24 protein-coding genes are annotated in these 25,646 nt (G+C 40.9%); 17 read left to right on the top strand and 7 right to left on the bottom strand.

The genetic code is table 11. The features are described 5' to 3' along the window. Positions 1 to 15: 15 nt before the first annotated feature. The 5 genes from argJ to AOB57_RS11080 all read left to right on the top strand — a co-directional run bounded on the left by argJ (position 16) and on the right by AOB57_RS11080 (position 8,120). Complete coding sequence (gene argJ, locus AOB57_RS11100) at positions 16 to 1,203, top strand: bifunctional ornithine acetyltransferase/N-acetylglutamate synthase (protein WP_054299345.1); 1,188 nt, start codon at positions 16 to 18, stop codon at positions 1,201 to 1,203. 157 nt (positions 1,204 to 1,360) lie between these two features. Then, positions 1,361 to 2,833, top strand: a complete 1,473-nt coding sequence (gene pfkC, locus AOB57_RS11095; protein WP_054299346.1) for an ADP-specific phosphofructokinase — start codon at positions 1,361 to 1,363, stop codon at positions 2,831 to 2,833. A gap of 50 nt (positions 2,834 to 2,883) precedes the next feature. Continuing rightward, a complete protein-coding gene (locus AOB57_RS11090) occupies positions 2,884 to 4,284 on the top strand; it encodes an ADP-dependent glucokinase/phosphofructokinase (protein ID WP_054299347.1) in 1,401 nt (466 codons plus the stop codon). Further along, positions 4,271 to 5,113, top strand: a complete 843-nt coding sequence (locus AOB57_RS11085; RefSeq protein WP_054299348.1) for a DNA-3-methyladenine glycosylase family protein — start codon at positions 4,271 to 4,273, stop codon at positions 5,111 to 5,113. Before AOB57_RS11090 ends, AOB57_RS11085 begins: the two co-directional genes overlap by 14 nt. Before the next feature lie 286 nt (positions 5,114 to 5,399). After that, positions 5,400 to 8,120, top strand: coding sequence for a DUF2254 family protein (locus AOB57_RS11080; protein WP_054299349.1), 2,721 nt, complete (start codon positions 5,400 to 5,402; stop codon positions 8,118 to 8,120). 147 nt (positions 8,121 to 8,267) lie between these two features. Here AOB57_RS11080 and cca read toward each other — a convergent pair whose 3' ends face one another. Beyond that, on the bottom strand, positions 8,268 to 9,632 hold the full coding sequence (gene cca / locus AOB57_RS11075; protein WP_054299350.1) for a CCA tRNA nucleotidyltransferase: 1,365 nt from the start codon (positions 9,630 to 9,632) through the stop codon (positions 8,268 to 8,270). A gap of 283 nt (positions 9,633 to 9,915) precedes the next feature. On the opposite strand from cca, the gene AOB57_RS11070 reads away from it, so the two are divergent. From AOB57_RS11070 to AOB57_RS11035, 8 genes are all read left to right on the top strand, one after another. After that, on the top strand, positions 9,916 to 10,119 hold the full coding sequence (locus tag AOB57_RS11070; RefSeq protein WP_167829602.1) for a hypothetical protein: 204 nt from the start codon (positions 9,916 to 9,918) through the stop codon (positions 10,117 to 10,119). Positions 10,120 to 10,450: 331 nt separating this feature from the next. Beyond that, entirely contained in the window at positions 10,451 to 13,054 is a 2,604-nt protein-coding gene (locus AOB57_RS11065) for an S-layer protein domain-containing protein (RefSeq protein ID WP_054299351.1), read from the top strand. Positions 13,055 to 13,512: 458 nt separating this feature from the next. Beyond that, positions 13,513 to 13,968, top strand: a complete 456-nt coding sequence (locus AOB57_RS11060) for a YqaA family protein (RefSeq protein ID WP_054299352.1) — start codon at positions 13,513 to 13,515, stop codon at positions 13,966 to 13,968. Positions 13,969 to 14,695: 727 nt separating this feature from the next. Next, positions 14,696 to 15,403, top strand: coding sequence for an energy-coupling factor ABC transporter permease (locus AOB57_RS11055; protein WP_054299353.1), 708 nt, complete (start codon positions 14,696 to 14,698; stop codon positions 15,401 to 15,403). Then, positions 15,400 to 15,741, top strand: coding sequence for an energy-coupling factor ABC transporter substrate-binding protein (locus AOB57_RS11050; RefSeq protein ID WP_054299354.1), 342 nt, complete (start codon positions 15,400 to 15,402; stop codon positions 15,739 to 15,741). The genes AOB57_RS11055 and AOB57_RS11050 overlap by 4 nt, the downstream gene beginning before the upstream one ends. 120 nt (positions 15,742 to 15,861) lie before the next feature. After that, on the top strand, positions 15,862 to 16,644 hold the full coding sequence (gene cbiQ / locus AOB57_RS11045; RefSeq protein ID WP_054299355.1) for a cobalt ECF transporter T component CbiQ: 783 nt from the start codon (positions 15,862 to 15,864) through the stop codon (positions 16,642 to 16,644). An 11-nt stretch (positions 16,645 to 16,655) separates the two neighbouring features. Then, positions 16,656 to 18,017, top strand: a complete 1,362-nt coding sequence (locus AOB57_RS11040) for an energy-coupling factor ABC transporter ATP-binding protein (RefSeq protein WP_054299356.1) — start codon at positions 16,656 to 16,658, stop codon at positions 18,015 to 18,017. Positions 18,018 to 18,274: 257 nt separating this feature from the next. Further along, positions 18,275 to 18,565: a DUF378 domain-containing protein gene (locus AOB57_RS11035; RefSeq protein WP_082384291.1), complete on the top strand. Its 291-nt coding sequence runs from the start codon at positions 18,275 to 18,277 to the stop codon at positions 18,563 to 18,565. 571 nt (positions 18,566 to 19,136) lie between these two features. On the opposite strand, the gene AOB57_RS11030 is transcribed toward AOB57_RS11035, so the two are convergent. Continuing rightward, the gene (locus AOB57_RS11030; protein WP_054299357.1) at positions 19,137 to 19,400 is read right to left on the bottom strand and encodes a UPF0228 family protein; all 264 of its coding nucleotides are present in this window, start codon (positions 19,398 to 19,400) and stop codon (positions 19,137 to 19,139) included. Between the two features lie 89 nt (positions 19,401 to 19,489). Between AOB57_RS11030 and AOB57_RS15070 the strand changes: the two genes are divergently transcribed. After that, positions 19,490 to 19,945: a hypothetical protein gene (locus AOB57_RS15070; protein WP_394339712.1), complete on the top strand. Its 456-nt coding sequence runs from the start codon at positions 19,490 to 19,492 to the stop codon at positions 19,943 to 19,945. 68 nt (positions 19,946 to 20,013) lie between these two features. On the opposite strand, the gene AOB57_RS15065 is transcribed toward AOB57_RS15070, so the two are convergent. The 4 genes from AOB57_RS15065 to AOB57_RS11010 all read right to left on the bottom strand — a co-directional run bounded on the left by AOB57_RS15065 (position 20,014) and on the right by AOB57_RS11010 (position 22,007). Beyond that, positions 20,014 to 20,187, bottom strand: a complete 174-nt coding sequence (locus AOB57_RS15065; RefSeq protein WP_226999700.1) for a HepT-like ribonuclease domain-containing protein — start codon at positions 20,185 to 20,187, stop codon at positions 20,014 to 20,016. Positions 20,188 to 20,288: 101 nt separating this feature from the next. After that, a complete protein-coding gene (locus tag AOB57_RS11020) occupies positions 20,289 to 21,122 on the bottom strand; it encodes a TIM barrel protein (RefSeq protein ID WP_054299358.1) in 834 nt (277 codons plus the stop codon). A gap of 14 nt (positions 21,123 to 21,136) precedes the next feature. Next, positions 21,137 to 21,469, bottom strand: a complete 333-nt coding sequence (locus tag AOB57_RS11015) for a hypothetical protein (RefSeq protein WP_054299359.1) — start codon at positions 21,467 to 21,469, stop codon at positions 21,137 to 21,139. A gap of 67 nt (positions 21,470 to 21,536) precedes the next feature. Beyond that, positions 21,537 to 22,007: a phosphopantetheine adenylyltransferase gene (locus tag AOB57_RS11010; protein WP_054299360.1), complete on the bottom strand. Its 471-nt coding sequence runs from the start codon at positions 22,005 to 22,007 to the stop codon at positions 21,537 to 21,539. Between the two features lie 327 nt (positions 22,008 to 22,334). On the opposite strand from AOB57_RS11010, the gene radA reads away from it, so the two are divergent. Both radA and AOB57_RS11000 read left to right on the top strand, forming a co-directional pair. Then, on the top strand, positions 22,335 to 23,312 hold the full coding sequence (gene radA, locus AOB57_RS11005; RefSeq protein WP_054299361.1) for a DNA repair and recombination protein RadA: 978 nt from the start codon (positions 22,335 to 22,337) through the stop codon (positions 23,310 to 23,312). Positions 23,313 to 23,475: 163 nt separating this feature from the next. Continuing rightward, positions 23,476 to 24,156 carry a phosphoglycolate phosphatase gene (locus AOB57_RS11000; RefSeq protein ID WP_054299362.1) on the top strand — a complete coding sequence of 227 codons (681 nt, stop codon included), beginning with the start codon at positions 23,476 to 23,478 and terminating at the stop codon, positions 24,154 to 24,156. Between the two features lie 57 nt (positions 24,157 to 24,213). Here the strand turns inward: AOB57_RS11000 and AOB57_RS10995 are convergent, their stop codons facing one another. After that, positions 24,214 to 24,837, bottom strand: coding sequence for a transglutaminase-like domain-containing protein (locus AOB57_RS10995; protein WP_226999477.1), 624 nt, complete (start codon positions 24,835 to 24,837; stop codon positions 24,214 to 24,216). Between the two features lie 511 nt (positions 24,838 to 25,348). Here AOB57_RS10995 and AOB57_RS10990 point away from each other — a divergent pair. Then, entirely contained in the window at positions 25,349 to 25,582 is a 234-nt protein-coding gene (locus tag AOB57_RS10990; protein WP_054299364.1) for a DUF2795 domain-containing protein, read from the top strand. Positions 25,583 to 25,646: the final 64 nt, after the last annotated feature.

Below are 25,646 nucleotides of genomic sequence, written 5' to 3'. Positions count from 1 at the left end.
AAAGGAGAGTCTTTCATGAAGCAAATAGAAGGTGGAATCTGTGCAGTAAGGGGGGTGTCCGCAAATGGGGTTAAAACTGAAAAAATGGGGTTGGCTGTCATTGTTGCGGAAGGCCCTGCAGCAGGCGTCTTTACAAAGAATAAGGTGACCGCAGCTCCGGTTATCCTGAGTAAAGGAGTAATCGAGACCAAGCACCATCTTTCAGCCGTAATTGCAAATAGCGGCAATGCCAACGCCTTTACAGGTGATGACGGTTTTCTGGATGCTATGGAAATGGCAACAATGCTTGCCCGAAAACTTGACGTTAAACCTGAAACAGTTGCAGTTGCGTCAACAGGTGTAATTGGCAGAAGGCTTGATGTTTCCCTGATAAGTGAACTCCTTCCTGAAGTCCTTAAAGGGCTGGGCAGTTCTCCTGAATGCAGCCGGGAAGCTGCAAAGGCGATCATGACCACGGATAAGGCTATAAAAGAAGTGGCTATTGAGATGGACTGCGGGATAAGGATTGGGGCGATTGCCAAAGGATCGGGGATGATTAATCCCAATATGGGAACTATGCTCTGTTTTGCATATACCGATGCAAAAGTGCCTGCCGACGTCCTTGATGCTGCTCTGAGAATAGCAGTGGATAAAACTTTCAATATGGTCGTGGTGGATGGGGATACAAGCACTAACGATATGGTACTTCTTACCTCCACCTGCAAGTCCGGGATCAAACCCTGCATGGACTGCCTGGATGATTTTGAGGAAGGGTTGATTTACGTATTTACAGAGCTTGCAAAGAAAATAGCAAAAGACGGAGAAGGCGCTACAAAACTCATTGAAGCCAGGGTAGTAGGCGCAAAAACATACGAAGATGCTAAACGTGCTGCAAAAGCCATTGTACGTTCCCCACTGGTTAAATCCGCAATTTTCGGAAAGGACCCAAACTGGGGAAGGGTTGTAGCTGCTGCAGGATACTCTGGTGCGGAACTTGAACAGGGAAAGCTCTCTCTCTCTTTTTCTGGAGGAGGATCAGAGATCGAACTTATAAAGTCAGGTGAAATTTCCAGTTCTTACGATCTTGAGCTTCTGAAAAGAATAATGACAAATGATGAAATTGTCATTACTCTTGACCTCAGTATGGGAAATGAACAGGCAACAGCCTGGGGTTGTGACCTGACTTATGACTATGTCAGGATCAATGCTGAATATACGACTTAATCAGTGTAAATTTGAGAGGAAATAGATGAAATACAAGCGAGATCACTTACATCAAGATAACTTATAAGTAAAACCATATTAAGAAAATGAATATGGGTTTTCCCCTATTCCTGAAATTATTTTAGTTCAGATATGCATTTCCAGGGGGCTTATTATAGTGAATATACAAGAATGGGAACAGCGCCACACCGATGCTTTTTACAATATAAAAAGATCCCTTCCTTATCTGGATGGTATGTTTGTGGCTTACAACAGTAATATCGATGTTATTAAACACCTTACAGATGAAGACATGCGCAAGCTTATGGAACTCTTTGATGAAGCTGAAATTCAGAAAAGAGTTGAGACTTATCCGAGGGAAATACAAGAGCCTCTGGATTTCATAGCTCGCCTGATGATTTCTATGCGAGAAGGAAAAGCCGCAGAGATCCCAACCCATACCGCGAATACTCATGAGTGGCTGAAAGCTCAACTGGGTTTTGACTATGCGCGTATGGGAGGCCAGGCAGGAATTATTTCTAACCTTCTTGCCCGCCTCGGGCTAAAGAAAGTGGTTGCATACATTCCCTGGCTTTCCGAAGAACAGACAGAGTATTTTGTAGCTTCTGACAATCTTCTGCACCCGAAGGTAGAAAATGGGGATGTCGTGCTCAAGCCCCCGAAGGAGGCATTCAAACCAGGGATAGAATCAAAAGTCAACTGGATCTTTGAATACTCAAAAGGTCTGGAAGTAACCTGTAATGGAAACTTCACGGTGCCAAGAGATAATCGCCTGATAATCTCCTCCCGTCCGAAATGGATTCGTCTGGATATGGACAGGGAAGTTTATGAGCACCTTGGCACAATTTTCCCGATTGACGGTGCAATGCTTTCAGGTTATCAGATGATAAAAGAAGAGTATGAGGATGGATCTACGTATAAGGACTACGTTTCACATTCTGTTAAAGTTATTGACAAACTTAAGGCTTTAAATCCCCAACTGCGCATCCATGTAGAACTTACATCCATCCAGAATCGGGTTATAAGAAAGGCTATTCTTACTGAAATCGTTGCCGGCCATGTCCATTCCCTGGGTCTTGATACCGTGGAAGTGGCAAATGCCCTCAACGTCCTGGGACATGAAGAACTTTCTTATTCTGTCATAAGAAAAGAAGAATACGGGATAACCTCGCTTTATCACGGTGCTGTTCAGCTTTTAAAGGATCTATCGCTTGAGAGAGTCCATGTGCATTCTCTTGGGTTTTATATCTGTGTCCTTGCGAAAGGTCACCCACTTACACTTAGAGAACACAGGGATGCCCTGCTCTTTTCCTCAACCCTTGCCGCCACCAAGGCTCTCACAGGAGATATTGAAAATTTTGAGTCGGCAGCAACAGGGCTAGAAGTTCCGGTTTCAGACAAAGGCATTGAAGATCTAGAGAATTTCAAGCTTTATTGTGTAGGGAAGAAACTCTGTACTCCTGATGAGTTTGAATATGGATATATTTACGGGGCAGATCATAATGCAGTTATCATTCCTACCAAAGTGGTCGAGCAACCGCAATCGACAGTGGGAATAGGTGATACTATCTCGGCAGGAGCTTTTGCAGCTATGCTTGCAGAAATGAAGCGAAAGCAGTCAGGAAAATAAATCCTCCTTACTTAATCCGAAGCCTCCCCATTCTGTAAGGAACTGGTAAGATGAATATACTCTGCGGATATAATGTCAACATAGACTCAGTATACAGGATCACTGGGGCTGAGATTTCGGAACTGCTGAGTGCCTTCGAAGCTGCTGAAATCCTTGAGAAAATCGAAAACCCCCCTGGAAAAATAATTTCTGAATCGGATTTTGTAGCAGGGCTTGCCTATTGTATGAAAGAGGGATGTGGAGCCGAATGGCTTGTATTTGAGGATTCTGTTTTCGAGTTTCTTAAAAACCGTTATTTTGAAAAATCCCTAGTAAGAATGGGCGGAAACGCAGGGATAATGGCAAATGCCCTTTCCCAGCTGGGCGCTTCCAGAGTAATTCCAAATGTTGCAGTACCTTCAGAAACACAGCTTTCTCTTTTCTCAAAAAAAGCAATCTACCTGCCGGAGGCTTTCACACAGCAAGAGAAAAACGCAGGGATTTTACCTGAGAAAAGCGAGGAAGATCTTTCCAGCAATCAGGAACCGATACATTTCGTGTTTGATTTTTCTGAAGGGGAGACTTTTTCCCTGTATGGGACAGAAGTTAGGGTTCCGAGGGAAAACCGCTTCATAGCGACCTGTGATCATCTTAATTTCAGGCTTTATACCAATCCTGCGTTTAAGCAGTATGCCCTTCAACATGCCTGTGAGCTTGATGGCATACTCATATCGGGTTTTCATCTCCTGATTGAGAACTATCCCGATGGCACCACTTATAAAACAATTCTCGATAATTCTTTTTCCGAGCTCACAAGCTGGAAATCCAGAAACGACAAACTCCAGATTCACCTGGAACTCGGGCATTTCGCGAGTAGAGAAATTGGAAATTCAGTTTTTCTTAAGTTTTCAGGGCTTTCCGACAGCTTTGGAATGAACGAAGACGAACTTGCAATGTTTTATAACCTGCACGGAGTGCCTGGAGAAAAACTTCTTCATATGGAAGCTGAAGCCGTAGCTGATGCCGCATGCAGGCTGGCTTCGAGGAACGAGCTTAAGAAGCTCTTTATTCACACAAGGGAATTTGTGCTGAATGTGTTTAAGCCAGGATTTAATCCTAATTCTGAGCAGGATTTGCAGAGAGTATCCGGAGAAAAACTTGAAGCCCTGGAATTTGGAGTTAAGTGCGCAGGCGTGTATGCAGCTTCAGGCAAACTTGATGGACGGGAATTCGTGGAAGAAGAAGCATTGAAACTTCAGGAAAGCGAGTTTGGAAGAAAACAGATTGAAGCTTTCCTTAAAGCCTTCAATGGAAAAACTCTCCGGCAGGGCGCTTATGCTTTCAGGGGAGGCTATGTTATCTGTATGCTTCCCACAATGCTTTCCCAATCTCCCGTAACCACGGTCGGGCTTGGGGACACGCTAACCGCAGCAATCTTCCTGAGGGGGCTTGAACTGGATGTACAGGCTTAAGCCCCATCTTTTTAACCTTAATTATACCCTCGACTGCGGACAGGTCTTCCGCTGGGAACGGGAAGGGAATTGGTGGACAGGGGTTGTCGGAGATCACGTTATCCGACTTTCTCAGGAAAACGGACAATTGATTATCGATTCAACCCTGACGCCTGAATTTTTTTCACATTATTTTCGCTTTGATGACGACCTGCCCTCGATCTATGAAAGCATAAACCGTGACCTGCTCATCGATCGGGCAATCCGCAAATACCAGGGTCTGCGCCTGATCCGGCAAGACCCCTGGGAATGCCTTATCTCCTATATGCTCGCAACCGCCTCAAGCATCCCCACAATCCAGAGACGGATCTACCTTCTCAGCCGAACTTTCGGGCAGGAAATCGAACCCGGCTATTTCACCTTCCCAGACCCTGAAACCCTCGCAAACGCCAATCCAGCCGCGCTTGAACGATGTAAACTTGGCTTCAGAGCCCCGAGCATAAAAGCCGCAGCCGAAGAAGTGGCTTCCGGAGAACTGGACCTCAATGTTCTTTTCCGCCTGGAATATAAATATGCACGAGAACGTTTCATGAGGCTTCGCGGCATTGGGGAAAAGGTTGCCGACTGTGTTCTCCTTTTTGCCTTCGGGAAATTAGAAGCCTTCCCGGTAGATACCCACATCAAGCAGATCATCCAGCATTACCACATAGATGACAGTTACTTTGAAACCTGCACAAGTATGAGCTGTATGGGAGATTGGGGAAGAGAGTATTTCGGGCAATATTGTGGGTATGCGCAGGAGTATTTGTATTATCAGAAAAGGGTTGAAGGGTTTGTAAGTCTTTATTAATTAGTGCATGATTTTTTACATTGTAATTTTCCATACTACAGGTAGATTAAGAAAACTTCTTTTTACTAGATTGGATATTATTTTACACAGATGACAATATCATAATAGAAAAATTTCCTTGAACGGTATACTCCTTTTAAATTAATCTTGAGGATAGTTTTCTTTACTATGAGCATCAGTTGGCTTGAGATTGATGAAATCTAAAGGTCTGGTGAGGAAAATAAACTCAGAGAACTAATTCAAAAAAACAACGTTCATATGTGATATATGTAAGTAGTAAAATACAATGAGAAAGTTTAGAAGAATAATCTCTGATTTTTTCCAGCAAACAAGAAGGCTTTGGCTAGCACTACTTGTATTTATTTTTCTATTATTTTGTATTATATATTTTGGACTTTACACCTATCTTCTAACTACAGACACTAATAGTGCATTATACTTGTTAAGTACCATAGCTCAAAGCAGTGCTTCAATAATCGCTATAGTTATAAGTCTAAGTTTACTGGTAGTTCAGTACTCTGCAACCACTTACTCAGCAAGAGTTGTTGATATCTTTAAGAACGATATAAGATTGTGGGCACTTATCTTCTTCTATGGATTCTCAATAATTTTTTCTCTTATCGTTATTAGATTGATAAAGGATTCAAGTAATGGATACTCGTACTTAGGTATTAATTGTTTAGAAATCTGCTATACTCTGGCTCTTCTGCTTTCATTTGCTGCATATATCTCACTAATCGCCTACATTCCATATGTATTAAAGATGATGAAATCAAGCTCGGTAATTGACCTTTTATCTGATAAAATTGACATCAAAAGTTTATCTAATTCTTCAGAGGAAGTTGATGAACTCGAAAGCAAAATTTCCAAAGACGAACCAAGAATTAATAGAATTAGGATAAATTTACATGATGAAGAAGATCCTTTTCTGCCAATCTTTGACATTATACGAGCTTCAATTATGCGATACGATTACGCTACAGCAAGAAACGGGCTTTGGGCAGTATCAAAATGTCATTACAATATTATAAAACAAAATCCACATGAGGAAAAACGAATATCTGAGCATGTATTTAGACGCATTTATGAAATTTGGAAGTTGGCTCTGAAAATCAAGGATAGCGAATTCATTTACATGACACTGACACAATACTGTTACATCGGAAAATTATGTACTTATCCCATAGAAATGTCACACTCATCGCGTATCAGTTCTCTCTTGAAACAGATGCCAAAAAATTTGATCCCATTATTTAACGTTCTAAATATACCAAATTATAAAGAAAAAATCACGCAAAATAATTTATTATATACCGCTTTTTTATCGGAGTATTATCTAAAAGAAGTTTTTAAATCGATTGTGGAAATGAAAGAAGAAGAATTTCAAAGTTTGTCAATAGGTTTAGTAAAGTGTGTTAATGGAATTGGGTTAGGGATTTTCAGGAATCGTTATGAATTAAGTTTAGATGAAGACAAAAATAAGGCTCTAGAAAGTTTAGAAAGTTCAGTAACTGAATTATCGTATTTTTTACGTGATATAGGAGTCGTTGCAATCAAAGCCGACTCAAAACGCACAGTAGACGAAGTCATTTTAGCTCTCGATAACATTGGAAAAGGGTCAATTGATTACAATCTCATACATAGCATATTCCATATAGTAAAAAGTCTAAAAATTATTGGTGAAGAATCCGCAAAAAAAGGAATGGAGTTTGAGTCTTCAACTAAACGAGTAGTGGAGTGCTTAGAAGAACTAGCATCAAGAATAAACTCTCATTCTGAAAAACTCACAGGCGAAGCACAAAAACAGGTTATTAAATATTACATGCATATTAATGAAAATTATAAACATAAAAGAACAAAGGATGCATTGCAAGAACTAAACAATAGAGTAGAATGTGTAATTAGAGCATATATTTCCTCCTATGTGTACACAATTGGTAGAGAGTCTATTAGAAATAACCTCTTAGATGTAGCACAGCAATGCCTTAAATCACTAGAAACTATCGAAAGAATTCTTAAAAATGGTACTGAATCAAGACATATCGGTGAAGACATAAGAAGTCTTGGGCTAGAAGCTGTAAAGAAAGATCAAACTTACCCCTTAATGGAAGATATAATTAAATCTCTATATTCAATAAGTTTGTTGCAATTCGGCTATATGTTTGATTGGGACAGAGATTTAAAAGAAAAGAAAAAATTTTTGGATATAGAGTATAGAAATTATTTGGCTAAAGGATTACAAATTCATTATTCTGATTTTGAAGAGAAAGTAAATTTGGAGGATTCATCAGACTTTAGTTATACAATGTACTTGGATGACATAGTTTATGGGGAAAAGAAATTAATAATTGCCGGGGAAGAAAGAAAAGACATAAAATGTCTTTATCTTAAAGATATAGACGGTAGATACCCTTGGCTAAAATTATTTAAAAAAGGGGTTTTTAAAAACTCTAAAGGGGCATATTATGAAGTGCCCATACTGTTAAAGAAACTTGTTGAACCTATTCTAGAGTATGCACTAAATTCACCTTCTGATGAAACGATAAAACCCTTTAATATGATAATCCAAAGTTTTGAAAATTTTGGGTTAATATCAATTCATTTCCGAGACAAATTTTCTTTAAATAAGGTATTCATGAGGTATCTTGTTGAAGTGGGGGACTCTTTTGATGACTTTAAGTATTTAAAATATAGAGAAGATGAGAATGTTGGGGAATATTTGTATTTTGTGACAGAAATTGTCTCTAACTCTATTTATAAATTAACAATTGAATCTCTAAAATATAACTTTGTAGATTTTAGTATGCTCCCTCAACAGATAAATTGTTTAATCCGTATACAAAGAAAATACCGCAGTATATTTCACGTGGAGGATAAATTCGAGAGAATATTAGAGATGATAAAAGAATCTGGGCTTGAGAAGCCTAAACGTGATGAAATCATAAAGATGATTGAAGACGCAATTCAAGAATTCAAAAACGAGAAAACAACATCTGATGGAGAGTAGTTGGATCTCCACCAAAAAGAGCAATCAAGCGTGTTACAGAAGAATTTTCCGAACATCCGCATTACCCGCAAAAAAGAATCATTGCGGAAGAATTCTGCCTTATGTAAAATAGTCAATTGGACACTACTTTATCTTACAGCAAATTCTTTACATCCATCCCCTCAAAAAGACTCTGAAATCAGTATCCTTTAACCTGCAAATCCCTGCATCCTCTATAATTTCAAACCCTTCACTCACGCTCTTGCACACACTCTTCCCAAGCGAGCACGTCATAAGCCGCTCCTCTAGAAGCCCTTTTGCAGTCGGATATTTGCGCTGGATTTCAAAGACGTATTTTCCATTTTCGATATAGCCTCCGAAAACGCCGTCTGCCCCCTTGTATTTTTCCTTGAACTTCTCGGCGTGGGTTTTGACCCAGACGGGAGGACCGATGTGCTTTTTCACATTGGGGAGGGTGCCGGAGATGAGCTCAAGCAGGACTGCGGTTTCGGATTTGCCTGACCAGACGCCGGTTTTCATAACAGTAAAATCATATTCTTTCAGTAGGGCAGCGGCGGCTTGCTCCATTTTATAGAGCTGGGGGTAGAGAACGTCTTCTACCACGTCAGGGGTTTTGAAGACGATTGCAAGTTGGGTGCTCTTTCGGGCTTCAAGTTTCTCGCGGATCTCGCTGTCCTTCAAGGGGAGGGGGGCGGCTGGGAAGAAGAATCTGAGTTCCGGGTTTTTTAAGAATTCCCGGCAGTGGTCTATGAACATGCAGAATTTGTCAAGGGAAAGGGCTGCTGCCACGTTCCGCCTAGGGTCGGTTGGGTCGACCATTACGAGAGGTTCGTCGTGTTCGATTTCTGAGTGCTGCATAATATCGATTTTCTGGCCGGGCTTCCAGGAGCAGGCTGCATGGACTGTGTTCTCGAAGGAACCGTAGTGAATTATCAGAAGTTCGGTAAAGTAGCCTGAAAAGCCCTGGGTTTTCAGTTCTGAACCGTAAACACCACCCCCGCGCATAAATTGTTTCAGGAGCAGGACTTCGTCTTCGAGCCCTTTTACGCGGGGTTTGACAAAATCGTTATGAAAAGGTGTCCTGTCAACTGCGGATTTGATTCGGGAGGCCGAGGCAACCCTGAAACAGGGGACAAGATCCACATCAAAGCCTTTGTATATGATATTCAGGTAGGGATGCTCAGCATGGCGGTCTTCGGCATGTTCGGCATGTTTTGCAACTTCCCTTGCAATTGCCATGCCCATGGTTTCCAGTTTTTCTCTGGGTGTCTCTTCAGGAAAGCTTATGAAGACATCAATATCATGAGTACCTGAAAGCCAAGTGCCTCTGGCAGCTGAGCCCACCATTCTCACAAGCACATCCGAGATGCCAAGCCTTTCAGCTGCTGTTTTTACCTTTGAGGCAAGCTCTTCCTGAATAGTCAGGAGTTTTTCTCTCTCAGGTTCAGTGGGTTTTATTCTCTCAAGGACTGCAAGCTTTAATTTTTCGGGAATGTCTGTATAAGTTTCCATGCCAGGGACGGCTCCATATTTTACTTGGTCTTATCATGTAGAATAAATCTGAGTTACTCTGATTTTCTGCTTATAAGTGTCAGAAATCGCCTCTTCAAACTTATAACTTGTGGATCTTCCTAGCTTCTCTTAGGGAGGACAGCCCGAATCCCGCTTGGAAGCATCCATTTCGTTCACTTAATTCGCTCAAGCTCAAGCCTTTTTTAAAAAGGCTTGAGCGAAAACATTTTGAGAAAAGGTTTTATCGCAAACTTTTTTGAAAAAAGTTTGATCAAAAATTAGCATGACGGCGTGGTCAAGCGGCGCAACGCTTGGTGATAAAAACAAACTTTTTAAGAAAAAGTTTGATCAAAAACAGCATTTTCGGTCAAGCCTTTTCGTAAAAGGGTTGCAGACCAACGGTTTTAGCGTAGTGCAAGCTTTTTTCAAAAAGATTGGTCGAAAAGCCCCTAGTATCTTCTCTGGTTTTTCTTTCTTCTCATCCTGATAATTACTGTTTCTGAATTTGTTACATTTTCAAAAAAGTCGTCTATAAAGAATTCTAAGGCATTCATGTCGTAAAATTCCCTCTTTTTTAATCTTTATTTTCTTTATTCTTTAATTTTCCAAAAAAAAATTGTTTAATATCCAAAAATTTTTTATTTGATGTCCGAGATATTAGAAAATGTACATAGTTGAATACTTTAGATATAACTCAGATTGACGGGAGTATTTTTGCTAAGGACATAATCCGGATATTGAGGAAATTACTTTTTTCCCTGTTTTTTCGGAGACCTGAAAATTCTACTCCCACCTGATAACTATAGAGGAGGCCTTATTTGGGGACTAAAACCTACACGAAGATTTTATGTTTGTTTCTGTTACTTGGGCTGCTGTCTGTAAACGCAGCTGCCCAGGTTTCAGATTCGGCAGGCAACCGTATCTGGGATGAGAATGCAAACCAGAACCTTACCTACACCTGGACGCCTCAGACCTATTCGGGTTTTTACTATGACCTGGATACTGGAGAAGGCTCCGAGAATCTGACAGTTCAGCTCAGTGAGGGCAGTCGGACAATTGGAGAAAGGAACCTGCAGTATGAAACCGTGCCCATACAAACGGCTTTTGAATACACCGATTGGGGTTCTTATGAAGTTATAGGGTTTATGGCAGAGCGCTACTTTGCAGGGTACAATGCAAACTCAAGCTTTGCAGATGATGAGATCAGCGTTATCTCTGACGGGCAACTTTCAAAGATTCTGATCGATTCCGATGACAGGAGATCGCTATACACAGGTTCTTCTCTCATTCTTGAGGACGGATATTCCCTGAATATAGTTGAGGTTGATATAAACGGAGATACTGTCTGGGTACAACTTGAAAAGGACGGCAACATAGTCGATGACGCTTTCCTGTCTTCCAATGACGATTATGTGTATACTGCTGAACTAGGGGATGTAGAAGATGTGCCCATAATTGCAGTCCATTTCGACCAAATTTTCAGCGGCAGAGAAACCAATGCAGTTTTCGTGGAAGGGATTTTCCAGATCTCTGATCAGTATGTGCAAATTCGGAATGGAGATGAGTTCGGAAAAATGGAGGTAAGTTCCACCTCAAGTTCAGGCATAAGAATGAGAAACAGTGACTCTATCACACTTAGAAGGGGTGATACCATCGATATCATGGGTAAACTGAGCTTCGTTGTCGCTGATGCCGATGATCTTCGTTTTGCCCCAATAGTTGAAATCTCAGAGCCCGGAACCTATGAGTTAAGGGGAACAGTACACGATGATAGGTTTGACACTATGGCCTGGACGCCTTTTAACTTCGAAGGTTTCTACTATAATATCGACGAAAATGTCTCAACTGAAAGCCTTGTCATTGAAGAACTCGATGGCAGGACAATTGATGACGGAGATCTCGTCTATTCTACAAGACCGGCACGTGTTGAGTTCGAACATGAAAACTGGGGGAGCTATGAAGTTATCGGCTTCATGGCAGAGAAGTATTTTGCAGGATATCCTGAAGCCACTCTTGGTAACTCGAACAGCATAAGTGTACTTTCTGACAATATCCTTTCAAAAGTTCTTATTGACGATGATGACAAAAGATCCCTGTTTACTGGTTCTTCTTTAGTCCTTGAAAACGGTTATTCCCTCGAAGCAGCTGAGGTTGACGTTAACGGGGAAAGAGTACTCTTTAACCTTTATAAAGACGGAGAACAGCTGGACTCGGGAATAATTTCCTCGAACGGGGATTATATCTATGAAGCCGATATCGGAGGCGCTGAAGATGTCCCTATCATTGCAGTCCATGTAAGCACAGTCTTCCGTTCCCGTGAAACCGATGCCGTGTTTGTGGAAGGGATATTCCAGGTCTCGGACGATTATATAGAAATTTCCGAGGGAGACTCTTTCGGCGAAATGGAGGTAAGCTCAATTTCCGATTCTGGCATCACAATGAGAAACGAGGACTCAATCTCCCTTTCAAGAGATAAGGTTATTGACCTGATGGGCAATGTCAAATTCAGGGTTGCCGATGCTTCAGTCCTGCGCTTTTACCCCTTTGTTGAAGTCGAGATCGGGGAAAGAGATCAACTGAATATCGAAATGCCAGATGTCCTTGAGGTCGGGAGACAAGCTAATATCACGGTAACTGCGAGAAACGTGTCTGTCGGAGATGTTGAAGTCTTTGTTGGAAACGACAGAATAGGCACTACTGGCGATGATGGCAATCTGACTTTTACGCCGGGCAGTGAAGGCAGCTTCACTGTGACGGCAAATCGGGAAGGGTATGTTTCCGGAAGTAAGGATATTGATGTTGTCGCACAGGGAGTCCTGAAACTCCTGATTTCAGTCTCACCTGAAACTGTCCGGGAAGGAGACCAGATTAGCATAATGGTTACGGACTCCGTAGAAAACCAGCCTGTTGCAGGAGCGGATGTCTTCTTCGGCGGACAAAGAATAGCTGAACAGACAAATTCAAACGGTACCGTATCTCACTGGGTTACTGCTCCGGGCACGTACATGATAAATGCTACGAAAGAAGGGTATGAAGAAGGAGAGACTGTTATCGAGGTAATAGAAAATGCACCACAGTTTACCTTCTCGAATCTCACAGTAGAGCCAGCTTCGGTTGAGGCAGGTAGTCCGGTAAATATCAGAGTGGATGTCACAAATACCGGAAATGTGGCAGGAGAAACCCAAGTGGATTTACTGGTTAACAACGAACCGGTTGACTCCGAAAACATAACCCTGGAACCGAATGAAAATACAACAGTAGAATTCTCACACACCGCGGATGAACCAGGAACATATACCATTGAGGTAGGAGGGCAGACTGAAAGTTATGAGGTGACCGAAGAGGCTCCTTTCTTGAGTGGGATAGCTACGCTTGGAATACTTGCCACAGCATTTGTTGTCCTCAGGAAAAGAAGGAAGTAATTAAGAACTGATGGGCACTTCTGGCTCTGTGTTAAAACTGCACAGACCGATGAAAAAATATGGAAATGAATTTCTCGGGATTAAAAATTAAGCAACAGAAACTGGACATCAGATTTATGATTTCCAGCTTTCTGTTTCTTTTTTCTACGATTCTTATTATTTTCTATAATTTACTATTATTCTTCTATCACTTTTTTGTCACCTTATTTTGTTAGTACTTTTATCATCTTTTATTATTTTTTATCATTTTTATAATTTTCGTACCATTTTTACAATTTTTACCATCTTTTACAATTTTATATTATTTTTATTGTTTTTCTTTCCTTATCCAGACTGACTTCCTTTCACTTTTACCAGATCTCATTCCAGGAGTCCCACGAAAATCTCATTCCCAAAGTTCCCACGAATTAATGTTTGAGACGACAGCTTAAAATAGTGAACTACGATTGTTGATTATAATGCTTGAAGCCTTGACTTCCTTTCTTGCCGATTACGGTTATCTGAATCTCTTTGTGCTGAGCTTTCTGGCTTCCACAATTTTGCCTTTAGGGTCGGAAGCGCTCATAATAGCTCTCATTTATCAGGACTTCAATCCTTTTGCTGTCGTTATGGTAGCGACTTTAGGCAATTTTCTCGGATCCTGCACGACTTACTATCTCGGATTAAAAGGGCGTCCGGTACTTGAAAAATACCTATCTCCTTCCCCTGAGAAGATTGAGAAAATTGAAAAATTTTTTAAAAAATATGGTCTTTATACCCTGCTTTTCACCTGGGTACCGGGTATAGGAGATATAATTACCATGGTTGCCGGGCTTATGCAGCTCCCTTTCCGGTACTTTTCTGTCATGGTTTTTCTTGGTAAATTTGGGCGTTATTTTACAGTTGCATATCTGACAGCTTTCTTTAGCAATTGATTTGCGGTTTTCTAGATAAGTTTAAGTAATTTGCTTAATTTTATAAATTAAATAATTCTTTTAAATTCACCATCTCAAGTAAATTCCTTAAATTTCATTTATTCCATCGAATTTTTCATGCAGCTTCATCTTTTTACTTTTAAGAATTTATTTTAGGAGCAATCTTTCACAATTTTTCAAAAATTATTTCTCAAACGGGAAAAACAGATATATTTATGTAGTACGAAGTACAATATTAATTCGCTAAAGCAAATTTAGTTGATATCCATTGCTCCAATTTGTTCTTTCTTGCCCGTCTTCCAGGGTTTTAAAACGGGATCTGTATTTGATTATAACCTCCATTTTTTATATTTTTTTCCTTTTCTTTTTCTATTATTTTTCTATTCTTTACTCAACCTAGCTTTTCATATCCAGGACTATCCTGTCTTTTGAACTAACAAATCTAATTTTTCACTTTTGTTCTCTCCACTAACCTCATGTAATATCCTTTTTTAAATATTATTAAAAATTGGGCATAATTATTTACCTTATTTATATCGAATAATGATTCAAGTTTACTTGTTCTACTCTATACTTTCCAAATTTCGAAAATATTATCTACCTTTAGATTAATTTGGTAAGCTCTCACGCACTCGCTTCTGCCTCACCGTAACCTTTATCTATAAATGAACTCAATTTAACTTGCCTTAAGTCCAATAATGTTTACTTGATATCACACGGTGATCCTATGCATATAATGGAAGGTTTTTTAAACGCCCCCTGGTGGCAGTTGTGGTTTATAGTATCCGTACCGGTGATACTGTATGGGATTTATAAAATGAACAGGCTTGTAAATGAAAAACGTGAGATACTGCCTCTTCTGGCTGTTGCAGGTGCGTTTATTTTCGTGCTCTCTGCACTGAAATTACCTTCTGTTAACGGAAGTTGTTCTCATCCTACCGGAACCGGGATTGCTGCAATCATGTTCGGACCGGCGATTTCTGCAGTGCTCGGGACCATCGTGCTTCTCTACCAGGCTCTATTCCTTGCCCATGGCGGATTGACAACCCTTGGAGCAAATGTATTCTCTATGGGAATAGCAGGCCCTCTGGCAGCATATATTGTTTATAAGGCAGGTATGAAAGCCAGGATTAATTTTTATTTCGTTGTCTTCCTTGCTACAGCTATTGGAGATTGGGCAACTTATGGCGTAACTTCTGTACAGCTTGCGCTTGCCTATCCTGAAGGAAATATCCTTACCTTAGGAGGATTTCTGGCCCAACTTAAGATATTCGGGGCTATCTTTGGACTTACGCAGCTGCCTCTGGCAATTATGGAAGGTGCGGTCAGTGCTCTGCTCTTCAAGTACGTGGTCAACGTAAAAAGTGATATCCTTGTGGAGATGAAAGTAATTGAAGCTGCAGTTGTTCGAAAACTTAGAGGGAGCTCAGCATGAGCAGAAAACTGGAAATTATTGTGCTTGCCATCATCTTGATCTTTGCAATTCAGTTTGTCTATATGTCTTCGACAACAGATGCCGAATATATGGGAGCCGACGGGCAGGCTGAAGACGCAATAATTGAAATCACTGGCGGAACCTATGAACCTGTAGCAGAACCCTTCTGGGAACCTCCGAGCGGTGAAATCGAGAGCCTACTCTTTGGGCTTCAGGCTGCTATAGGTGCAGGCATCCTGGGATATTTCTTCGGATATTACAGGGCCAAAAAGAGATATGAAAGCGACCTTGCCTACGGAGAAAAAAGTAAGTCCGAAGGAGATAGCCAGTCCCTGTAATCTATTTTTATATTTTTTCACCATGTTTCCTTCCTCTCAGGTAGGAAGGTTTTTATCTTTTGTCTTTTATTTTTAGCCTTTAATTTTCAGGTTTCATCTACCGTTCTGCAGGTTTTCAATATGACAAATATCCTTGATGACTATGCCCTTATTAGCCCTCTAAGGCACCGAAATAACTGGCTAAAACTGGCAATAGTGCTATTCGGTTTGCTTGCAGGAGTTTCTTCCAGGTCTCCTATCCCTCCCTTTTTCATAGCTCTGTGCATGAGCTTTGCAACAGTTACCTTTGGCAAAGCACCCCTCTATCTGTATGTAAAACTTCTGCTGGCTCCTATGGGCTTTGCAGTTATCGGAGTTTTTATTATAGCCTTTTTTTCAGGTACAGGACCTGAACTTCTGTCTTTTGAACTCCTGGGTTATCCTCTCGCTGTAAGAGCAGATGGGTTTGAGCTTGCCCTGCTGGTACTTGCAAGATCAATAAGCGGGATGTGCTGCCTTTACTTTCTGGCACTGACAACCCCCATGATAGAGCTCTTTGCGGTGCTTAAAGCCTCCAGGCTCCCAGAGTCTTTTATAGAACTCTCCATGTTGATTTACCGCTATATTTTCGTCTTCCTTGACATGGCTCTTTCCATCAGGTACGCCCAGACCGTGAGACTGGGATACTCAAATTTCAGGCGGTCTATCCGTTCCCTGGGCATGCTTGGGAGCACACTTTTCGTCCGTTCCTGGGAACAGGGGGATAAACTCTTCCTAGCCATGAACTCAAGATGTTATGATGGGAAAATGGCACTTTTCGAAGTGCACAGGCCTGTAGGAGCACCTGAGATGCTACTTACTTCAACCTATTTTCTCCTGACTCTCGCACTTCTTTATCTAACAAAAAACGCATCTATTGTCTGAGGTAAAAACTTATGATAATTCTTGAGACCAGGGACCTTAAGTATACTTACCCTGATGGGACCGTGGCTATTCAGGATCTGAATATTGAAATTATGAAAGGAAAGAAAATTGCCTTTGTAGGGCAGAACGGCTCCGGTAAGTCCACCCTTTTCCTGCTTCTTAATGGGACCCTTAAGCCGAGCCAGGGTGAAATTCTGTTCCACGGTGTTCCTTTCAAGTATGATTCAAAATCTCTCCGGGAAATTCGGAAATCCATAGGGATAGTCTTTCAGAATTCCGATGACCAGATTTTTGCTCCCACAGTATTTCAGGATGTAGCTTTCGGACCTTCAAACCTCGGTTATCCGAAAGAAAGGATCGACACCTGCGTTCAGCTTGCCCTTGAGCAGGTGGGTCTTTCCAGGTTTAAAGACAAACCTCCTCATCATCTCAGCGGAGGACAGAAGAAAAGGGTCGCGATTGCCGGTGTAATGGCAATGGAACCCGAAGTGATTATCCTTGACGAACCCCTCTCAAATCTTGACCCAGTCAGCGCGGATGAAATCATGGACTTAATTAACGAGTTTAACCACTTTGGGAGCACTATTATTATTTCAACACATGACGTGGACCTGGCATACCGCTGGTCTGATTATGTATTCCTCCTGTCAAATAGCAAAATAATAGGGCAGGGTACCCCGGCAGAAGTTTTCAAAGACTCCGAGCTGCTCAAAAAAGCTGGGCTAAAGCAGCCAACAACCCTTGAGATCTACCACGAGATAGAAAGAAGGGGGCTTGCATACGGCAGGAATACCCCGAAAACCATACCCGAGCTTGTCAATACCTTAAAACCCCTTGACCTGATGTGGGTTGAGGTTCCTCCTGGCGTAAGAGAAGGGGATAACCTGAACCTCGGGGTGATGTATGGAGAATATGCAACCCAGTCGCCTTACGAGGCCATTAACGCTACTGTGCTACATATTCATTCAGACGGAAGGGCTATTGTTGAGTTAAAGCGCAAAGGGATTAAAGCGGGCGGAGTCCTGCTTTACGATACTGAAAGCTATTCCTTGCCTGAAATAAAGCAGATCCTCAAGAAAGGAGAGATTGCCTTCGTCGGAGCTATGGGCAAGAAAAGTAAAATCCTTGCTGAACAGGACGGAATCCGACTGGATGTCACTTCAGGTGTTATAGACAAATCTATCCTTATGGCGCTTTGTGGAAAACGTTGTCTTATTCTTACAGCCGGCGGGATGGTTGACCATGCCCTTAAAAGAATAAAGGAATACGTGGAAAAAAGTGGAATAGAATTTAAGGTTGGAGTTGTTAACAGGGAAGAAGACTGTCAGTGGCTTGAAGAAACCGAAGACAGCCCTGAGACGATAAAGATATAATTTTCCCTTCTTTTCTCCTTTTTTCCTCAGACCTCACTATACTTAGCCCTTCTATGTATTGTAATTAATAGTATATCTGGAAATTTATCTCATTTTACGCCAGATTGCAATGTGAGGAATAGTTTCATAATATCTTAGCTCCAACACTGTTTACTACAACAAATGATAAGACCATCCGAAACCTGGAGTTTTTCCACTCCGGGAAAAGAGATCTGTCGTTTGTGAATGCTCTATTTCAGTGGGGAGGTTTGATAAAGATGCATGAGATGCATAATATGCCGGATAGTCTGTATATTCCGTCTAAAGTGCTAACAATAATAGGTGCAATTAACTGGGGATTTGTAGGTCTCCTGAACTTCGATCTGGTAGCGGCTATATTTGGGAAGAAGTCCTTTATCACGCGGCTAATCTACACTCTTGTGGGCCTGGCTGGAGTCTACCTGATAATGAAACACAAGAAAAAGTTAGCTATGAAAAAGCACGAGGAGGAAATAAAGGGCGAGAAACGTTACAGTGGTAAACAGTACAGCTGGAGTGGGATTCAGTAAAATATGAGAATTGTATTTTTATGGGATTTGCTTAGAATGTGACTTTGAATAATATATTGAATAATATGTGCTTGCAACACCATGTACATATTAATTTCTTTTAAGCTTTTTAGAGGCAATGTGCCAAAAGTTCTGTAAATTCTAAGTGCCAATAAATTAATTGTAAACACAACAGTCTAGACTACTTGTTGCGTTTTTCTTTGAAATCCCATGTTTTACTTATGCATAGATTTTAGCACAAAAGCTCTGTATTTCATTGATATTCATAGCAATTTGCGCTGGGATTGGCTCAAAGTAAGATGAAACGCATAAGTTTTAGGAAAATCGCTGTAGAAAGCCGGTAGGTATTTGGTTTGCGTTCCCACAATGACAGAGAAGAATTATGCACCCAGGCCAGAAAAGTCAAGAGAAAACTTTTCAATTGATGGATTACTTGCTCAACAAGCAAGGATTGAAAATGAGCTTAGTAACTTCGTAAAACAGCCTTTGTAGAATTCTACAAAGGCTGTTTTAGATAGTGAATAATCTGAAGTACCTGAAGATAAGCTTGAACTGAAAATTAATTAGGAGTCTATGCACCATAATAAAGGTAATCAAGACGTACAGTAAAAATATTTTCGTTATTTTCAAGCTCATTTTTAATTCTGATTGCATCTTTCTCCGGAATCCAATTCTTAGATCCATCTCTAAAACAAATTACGCACCAGACAAACTTTTTCAATTGAAGATCATATTTATATAGCATATTAAGAAAATTTTTATCATTGGTAGCTTCTTCAGATACCGTGATTATGTAATAATGGCTCTGTAGAAATCCTCTGAAATAACCAATCATAACAAATTAAAACTGAATTGCCTGATTCAATTTTGCTGAGAACTTTAAGTCTATTAATGACGATTAAGTAGGTTTTCTACAGAGCCAGAATAAACGGAAAATATAGAAAACAATTAAACAAAGACTTTGATAAGATCACATACAATAGAAGGAATATAGTAGAGACAATAATATCTGTTGTAAAAAGGAAATTTGGAGAAACATTAAGAGCAAGAAAGGTTAGAAATCAAGTAAAAGAAGTAAAAGTTAAACTAATAGTCTATAATATAAAAAAAGTAATAGAATTATTATGGATTAAATTAAGGATTTCTACAGAGCCCATATCTAAATTCTGCGATTGTCTCCTAATCTTTGATTGTTTGATAGCTTACACAGAAAGCATATATAGAATAAGTATCCCACCCGTATTCAAAGATATATTGAAAACGACTTCTAAAATCACAAACTCATCAATATCTCTATCTTTGGCTATATATCAAAAGTTCTGTAAATTCCAAATATCGTATATTCAAAAGTTCAATAGGATACACAGTCTTAAAATATAACGGAATATAAACGATTTTATAAATATAGATTCCAAAGAAAGAGTACTATTGTACCCCATTTTAAGAAATTAACTTAATCTTTTTTCTGTTTCATCTAGAATTTTTGATATTAAAGGCTTCAAAGAAGAAGCATCATCAATTGCCGTATTCCAAACAACCTCAAGATCAACACCAAAATAGCCATGTACTACTTTGTCTCGAAATCTGGCCATATCTCTCCAAGGAACCTCAGGATACTTAATTTACAGAAAATTAGGCACATTGCCTTTTTAGAAAAAGCAAGTGAAAAATAAGAAACACTTTTTTTCTGAATTGTAAGTGCCTAGGTAAATTTAAAAAGGAATTATAATTCCGTGTAAATCTCCCTCAGCATAAGTGCGTCTTGCTCAAGAATAGGGCTCTCAATTATTACCCGCCCTCTGGTATTGAATTCTTTCAAAGTTTTCATAAGTATGGGGTAATTAAAGTCGGATTCTTTGAGGTTCAGGTGCTTCTTTTCCCCATTGATGCCGTATTCCACGCCTGAGACATGCATGTGCATATTTGAAAGCCCTTCATTTCCGAGGCTTTCCTCGACCCGGGAGAGGATTTCCGTAAACTCCTGGTAGGAGTTCTCCTTTCCTTCCCTTGCGTGCAAATGGCAAAAATCAATACAGGGCATAACTCCTTCGATTTCTGCACTTAGCTCAAGCACTTCTTCAAGTGTTCCAAATTGGGTACGCTTGCCCATAGTTTCAGGGCGCAGGACTGCAGGAATTCCTTCATCCTGAAGCTGCTTGGTAAGTATTTTCAGGGCTTTTGAGACACTCTCAAAGGTGTGTTTTTTGCTGCTTTTCTGATAGAAACCGGCGTGCAGCACAATGGATTCTGCACCGCAGAGGCTGCCTATCCTTGCAGCCTGGTAGATCCTTTCAAGGCTTGCTTTTAATTTTTCTTCTTCGTAAGAGTTCAGGTTGATGTAGTAAGGGGCATGGACACTCAGGGCTACTTCTTCTTTTATCGCAGCTTCCAGAACGTTTTTTGCCCCATTTTCGCTCATACGCACTCCCTGAACAAATTCAAGCTCCATACAGTCAAGGCCAAGTTCTCTTATCCGTTTAATTCCCAAGATGCTGCTTGTTCCTTTTGTGCTTCTTGGGATCCCTCCGGTACCGAAAAGCAGCTGTTTTGAGGACATTTTCAGCTATCCTTTTAGAAGACTCCTACAAAGTCCTTTAGCTGCTTTGCTCTTTCAGGAGACAGCTTTTCGGCAACTATTGCAGCCAGCTCCTCAAAGTCTTCTCCCAGGGACTGGACGTCTTCCTTTCCCTCCAGCGCAAGCCCTACAAGGTAATCAAGCTCATCGGGGCTCAACCTCTCCAGCCTTTCCCTGAAATCTTCCGGCGACTCGGCAAACTTATGTGAGACCGGGCGCAGAATAAAGGGAAACTGGTGTCCTGCTTCCCTGGAAGTCAATCTGCCCCCGGCTTCAGGGGCAAGTTTGTTAAAAATCTCAATATCCTTTCGTGTAAATTCTCTGGGCATACTATCACTTTATGTTTCTGTCCTGATTTATATCTACTTGGATATAAGCAATGCCAAGTGGACTTATTCAGTGCTTTATGTCTTTTTTCAGCTTGCCGTGCCTGTCAATCTCCCCTTCTGCAATCCGTGTTGAGGAGATCGGGATTCCATCCTCAGCCAGTACATATTCAACGTATACGATTTCCAGAGGCTTCTTTCCTTTTTCTTCCCTGATGCGATTGATTTTAAGGGCTACCGGATAGGTTTCAGGAGAGACAATTATATAGTCGAAATCTTCCTCCAGTGTAGGGCCATAAGGGTCATTCAGCTTTGTAATCTCATACCTGTCGTCCAGAAACCCCATCTTTTTTATAAATTGAATTAACTGGTTTCTTCTTTTTTTATAATTATCGACGCTGTGGCTTTTACTCACCATATCATCCGATGAAAGTCCTATGTGGACCTTTCCATCTCCTGCTATCTCAAATGCTTTTTTAATCAGTTTGGCGTGGCCGTCATGAAAATACTGGAACGTACCGCCGACTGCGACCTTTGGCATGATGGGTGATAATCTACCAAGTAAAAAGAAGTTTTGGTTTTTCCCCGGATTTCAGGGAATCATCATGTTTTTTCTCTTTTTTCTCTATTTTTCCACGCTCTTTTCACTTTCTTTTAACTTTCTTCTCTGCTTTTTTTAAATGTGAGTGTCAGAAAAAAGCTTCTTGGTTTTTGCCAGATTTGCCATATCCCCTGGTTATGTTTCCGTGTTTACAGCCACTTCAGAATACTTTCACAGAGCCTCCTCTAGTTATATATACCTGCAAAACTATTGTGGAGCAACTGTTATGCACCTTATACAAACATGTGCATCTTAGGAGAATTAGTAATGAGCGAAATAGCACTCGAAGAGTTGCCCGGAGTTGGCCCTGCAACCGCAGAGAAACTCAAAGAAGCCGGATTTAATACCATTGAAGCAGTGGCTGTAGCTTCTCCTTCTGAACTTGCAACAACAGCTGAAATAGGAGAATCGACGGCTGCAAAAATCATTAATGCTGCAAGACAAGCTGCTGATATTGGGGGCTTTGAGACCGGAGACGTCGTGCTTGAAAGGCGGAAACTTGTAGGCAAGCTGACGACCGGTTGTACGGAATTTGATGAAATGATGGGTGGGGGCGTAGAAACCCAGGCAATTACCGAACTATACGGAGAATTCGGTTCAGGAAAGACTCAACTGGCTCATCAGCTTGCAGTCAATGTCCAGATGGACAGGGAACACGGAGGGCTTGATGGTTCGGTTATTATTATAGACACTGAAAACACTTTCAGGCCTGAAAGAATTGCCCAGATGGTAAAAGGGCTTTCCGAGAAATATGGCATGGATCTTGATCCAAAAGAGTTCCTCCAGAATATCCATGTCGCCAGGGCATACAACTCCAATCACCAGATGCTCCTTGTTGAGTCTGCAACAGACCTGGCAAATGAGCTCAAGGAAATGGGCAAACCCGTTCGCCTGCTGATTGTTGACTCACTTCTGGCTCACTTCAGGGCTGAATACGTAGGGAGGGGAACCCTTGCCGACAGGCAGCAGAAACTCAACAAGCATATGCACAGCCTGCTCCGTTTCGGAGACCTGTTCAATGCCTGTGTGGTCGTAACAAACCAGGTTATGGCAAAACCCGATGCCTTCTTTGGCGACCCCACAAGACCTGTCGGAGGGCACGTTGTAGGGCACACTGCAACCTTCAGGCTCTACCTGCGAAAATCCAAGGGTGATAAAAGAATCGTCCGTCTTGTAGACTCACCAAATCTGCCCGAAGGAGAAGCTGTTATCGCAGTTACGACTGCCGGGCTTACAGACCAGTGAGGTTGAAAAGCCGCAGGCAAGTGAACTTGAGAAACCGCAAATCAGTGAAATCAAGAGACAAACAACGTTGTGATAAATTTACAAAAAGTAACAGATATAAACGGTAAATACATCCAAAGCTGGGTAGGGAAATGTTTTATCTACCCATCTCCAATCTTTTTTAATGAAATTCAAAGCCATTGTTGCCGATATTGACGGGACAATCACCTGCGAGAAAAGGGAACTTCATCTGGGGGCCGTCAAAAAGATCCGCACTCTTAAACTTCCTTTCGTGCTTGCCACAGGGAATATTCTCTGCTATGCAAGGACGACATCAAGGCTTATAGGCCTTGAGGGTGCTGTGATCGCGGAAAATGGTGGAGCTATAACTGTCCGCTTCGATTTGCAGGGTACGTATGAGGAAAGCATGGAAGAATGCGAGAAAGCCTATTCTTTTCTTTCCCGATATTTTAACCTCACCAAACTCGATCCTCTCTACCGAAAAACCGAAATTGCCCTCAGGCGAGACTTTGACCTTGAAAAAGCCCGATCTCTTCTCAAAACCCAGAATCTGGACGTCGAAATGGTTGATACTAAATATGCTATACATATCAAAAGCAAGAAAGTCAACAAAGGTGTTGGTCTTAAGAAACTTGCAAACATGATGGGGCTAAAAGCCAGAGATTTTGTAGCCATAGGGGACTCTGCAAACGACGTAGAGATGTTTGAGGTTTCAGGTTTCGGAATCGCTGTCGGGAACGGGGATGAAATAATAAAGGAAGCCGCAGATTATGTAACAGAAGCTACCTATGGCGACGGAACCATAGAAGCCATCGAATTTCTTGAGGAGAAAGGCTGGATTTAAAAACCTCAAATTAAAAACAGCGCAACAGCGGCTTCCCTAACGCTCCCCAATTAATTTTTAATCTTGAAATAAATCTCTCAGCCCAAGATCCCATTGCATCCATAATTCTTCCATGTTATTACTTTTCTTTAATATTTCAACAACAGTAGGATTAGGGTCTGCAAATATTATGTGGCTATCTTCTTCCCCAAACTCTTTGCGGGCTGGTTTTGCAATCTTTTCTTCGTGTATGGAAAACTGAGCGTCTATGCCTGGCTTGTTACCTCTTGCATCCAATCTTATCCATTTGTCCAGATCTATCAAATATACAGCGTTTAAGCCGTGCAGGAACTTCCTGTTAACATCGCGACTTGAGGAAAGTTTCTGATAGCAGAATCCGACAGGAACCCCGAAAAATCTCAGCATGGCTGCAAGCAGGTGAGCTTTAGCACAGCATATCCCGTGACCCGCCTCCAGAACCTCTGATGCCGTACAGTTAACTTCCTGTGCCCCTATATCGCCTGAGTGATGAATCTCATCCCGAACGAATTCATAAACCTTTTTAATCAGGCTGATCTCGTCGCCTGTGCCTTTCTGCAGTTCAAGGCACTTCTCAACAATCAGCCTGTGGTCATAGTTTATGACTTCACTCTTTTTGAGGTAGTCCTGAAGGTTATCGCTTTCAGTGTACATCTTATTCATCTGCCAGTAAACCCTACAAAGCTTATTAAATTTAAGTTTAATACGGATCTCTTTTTATTGACTCACATACATAAATATGGATAAATTGTAATCTGAAGGATTTATTGAATTCAGAAGACTTACTTTAAAAGATTTATTGAATCCAAGAGACTTACTGAAGTGAGGATTTTTATTAGTTTCAATCTTAAAAATTTACTAATTTATAACTTATTTTGTTACTAAACTTAAAAATTATGTTAATATTTAATATATCTTAATACAATAATGCTAACTTTTAAATAGTATTATCATAATATTCATACTGGAAAAAGAAGTACAGCTTCTTTCAAGAGGCTTTAATCAGCATCGATTTCCTGCAAAACAGGAAGGTTCTGTTAAGCGTTAAGGAGAGAATGCCAGAAACAACATTTTGCTGGCGGAACCTGGTAATCTCAGGGAAAGGAGTATGTAAATGCCTCAAATGCCTTCATGGAATTAAATAAAGATTAAACAAGAGTAAAGGGGAAATATTATGGAAAAAGAGACTAAAAGCGAATTTATTGCCGAACTTCCTATGGGAGCTCAGAAGATATTACAGAGTATGGATTTTCCTGTAAAAAGGAACGAGATTATTGCCCAGGCAAAGAAGAGTGGAGCACTTCCGGACATTCTTCGGGAACTTGGCCTGCTACCGGATAAACAGTATAATAACGCTGAGGAAGTCGCCAAAGAGCTTCATATGATTTATATGGGGGTTCCTTCCTGAAAACTTAATTTACTCTTTTTCATTCAGCCCAATACCCCCGCAGCAAGCTGCCGGGGTGGAAATC

It is taken from the genome of Methanosarcina flavescens (genome assembly GCF_001304615.2).
Classification (GTDB): domain Archaea; phylum Halobacteriota; class Methanosarcinia; order Methanosarcinales; family Methanosarcinaceae; genus Methanosarcina; species Methanosarcina flavescens.
The sequence above is the reverse complement of the archived record's forward strand: the minus strand, read 5'-3'. Positions and strand labels throughout refer to the sequence as shown.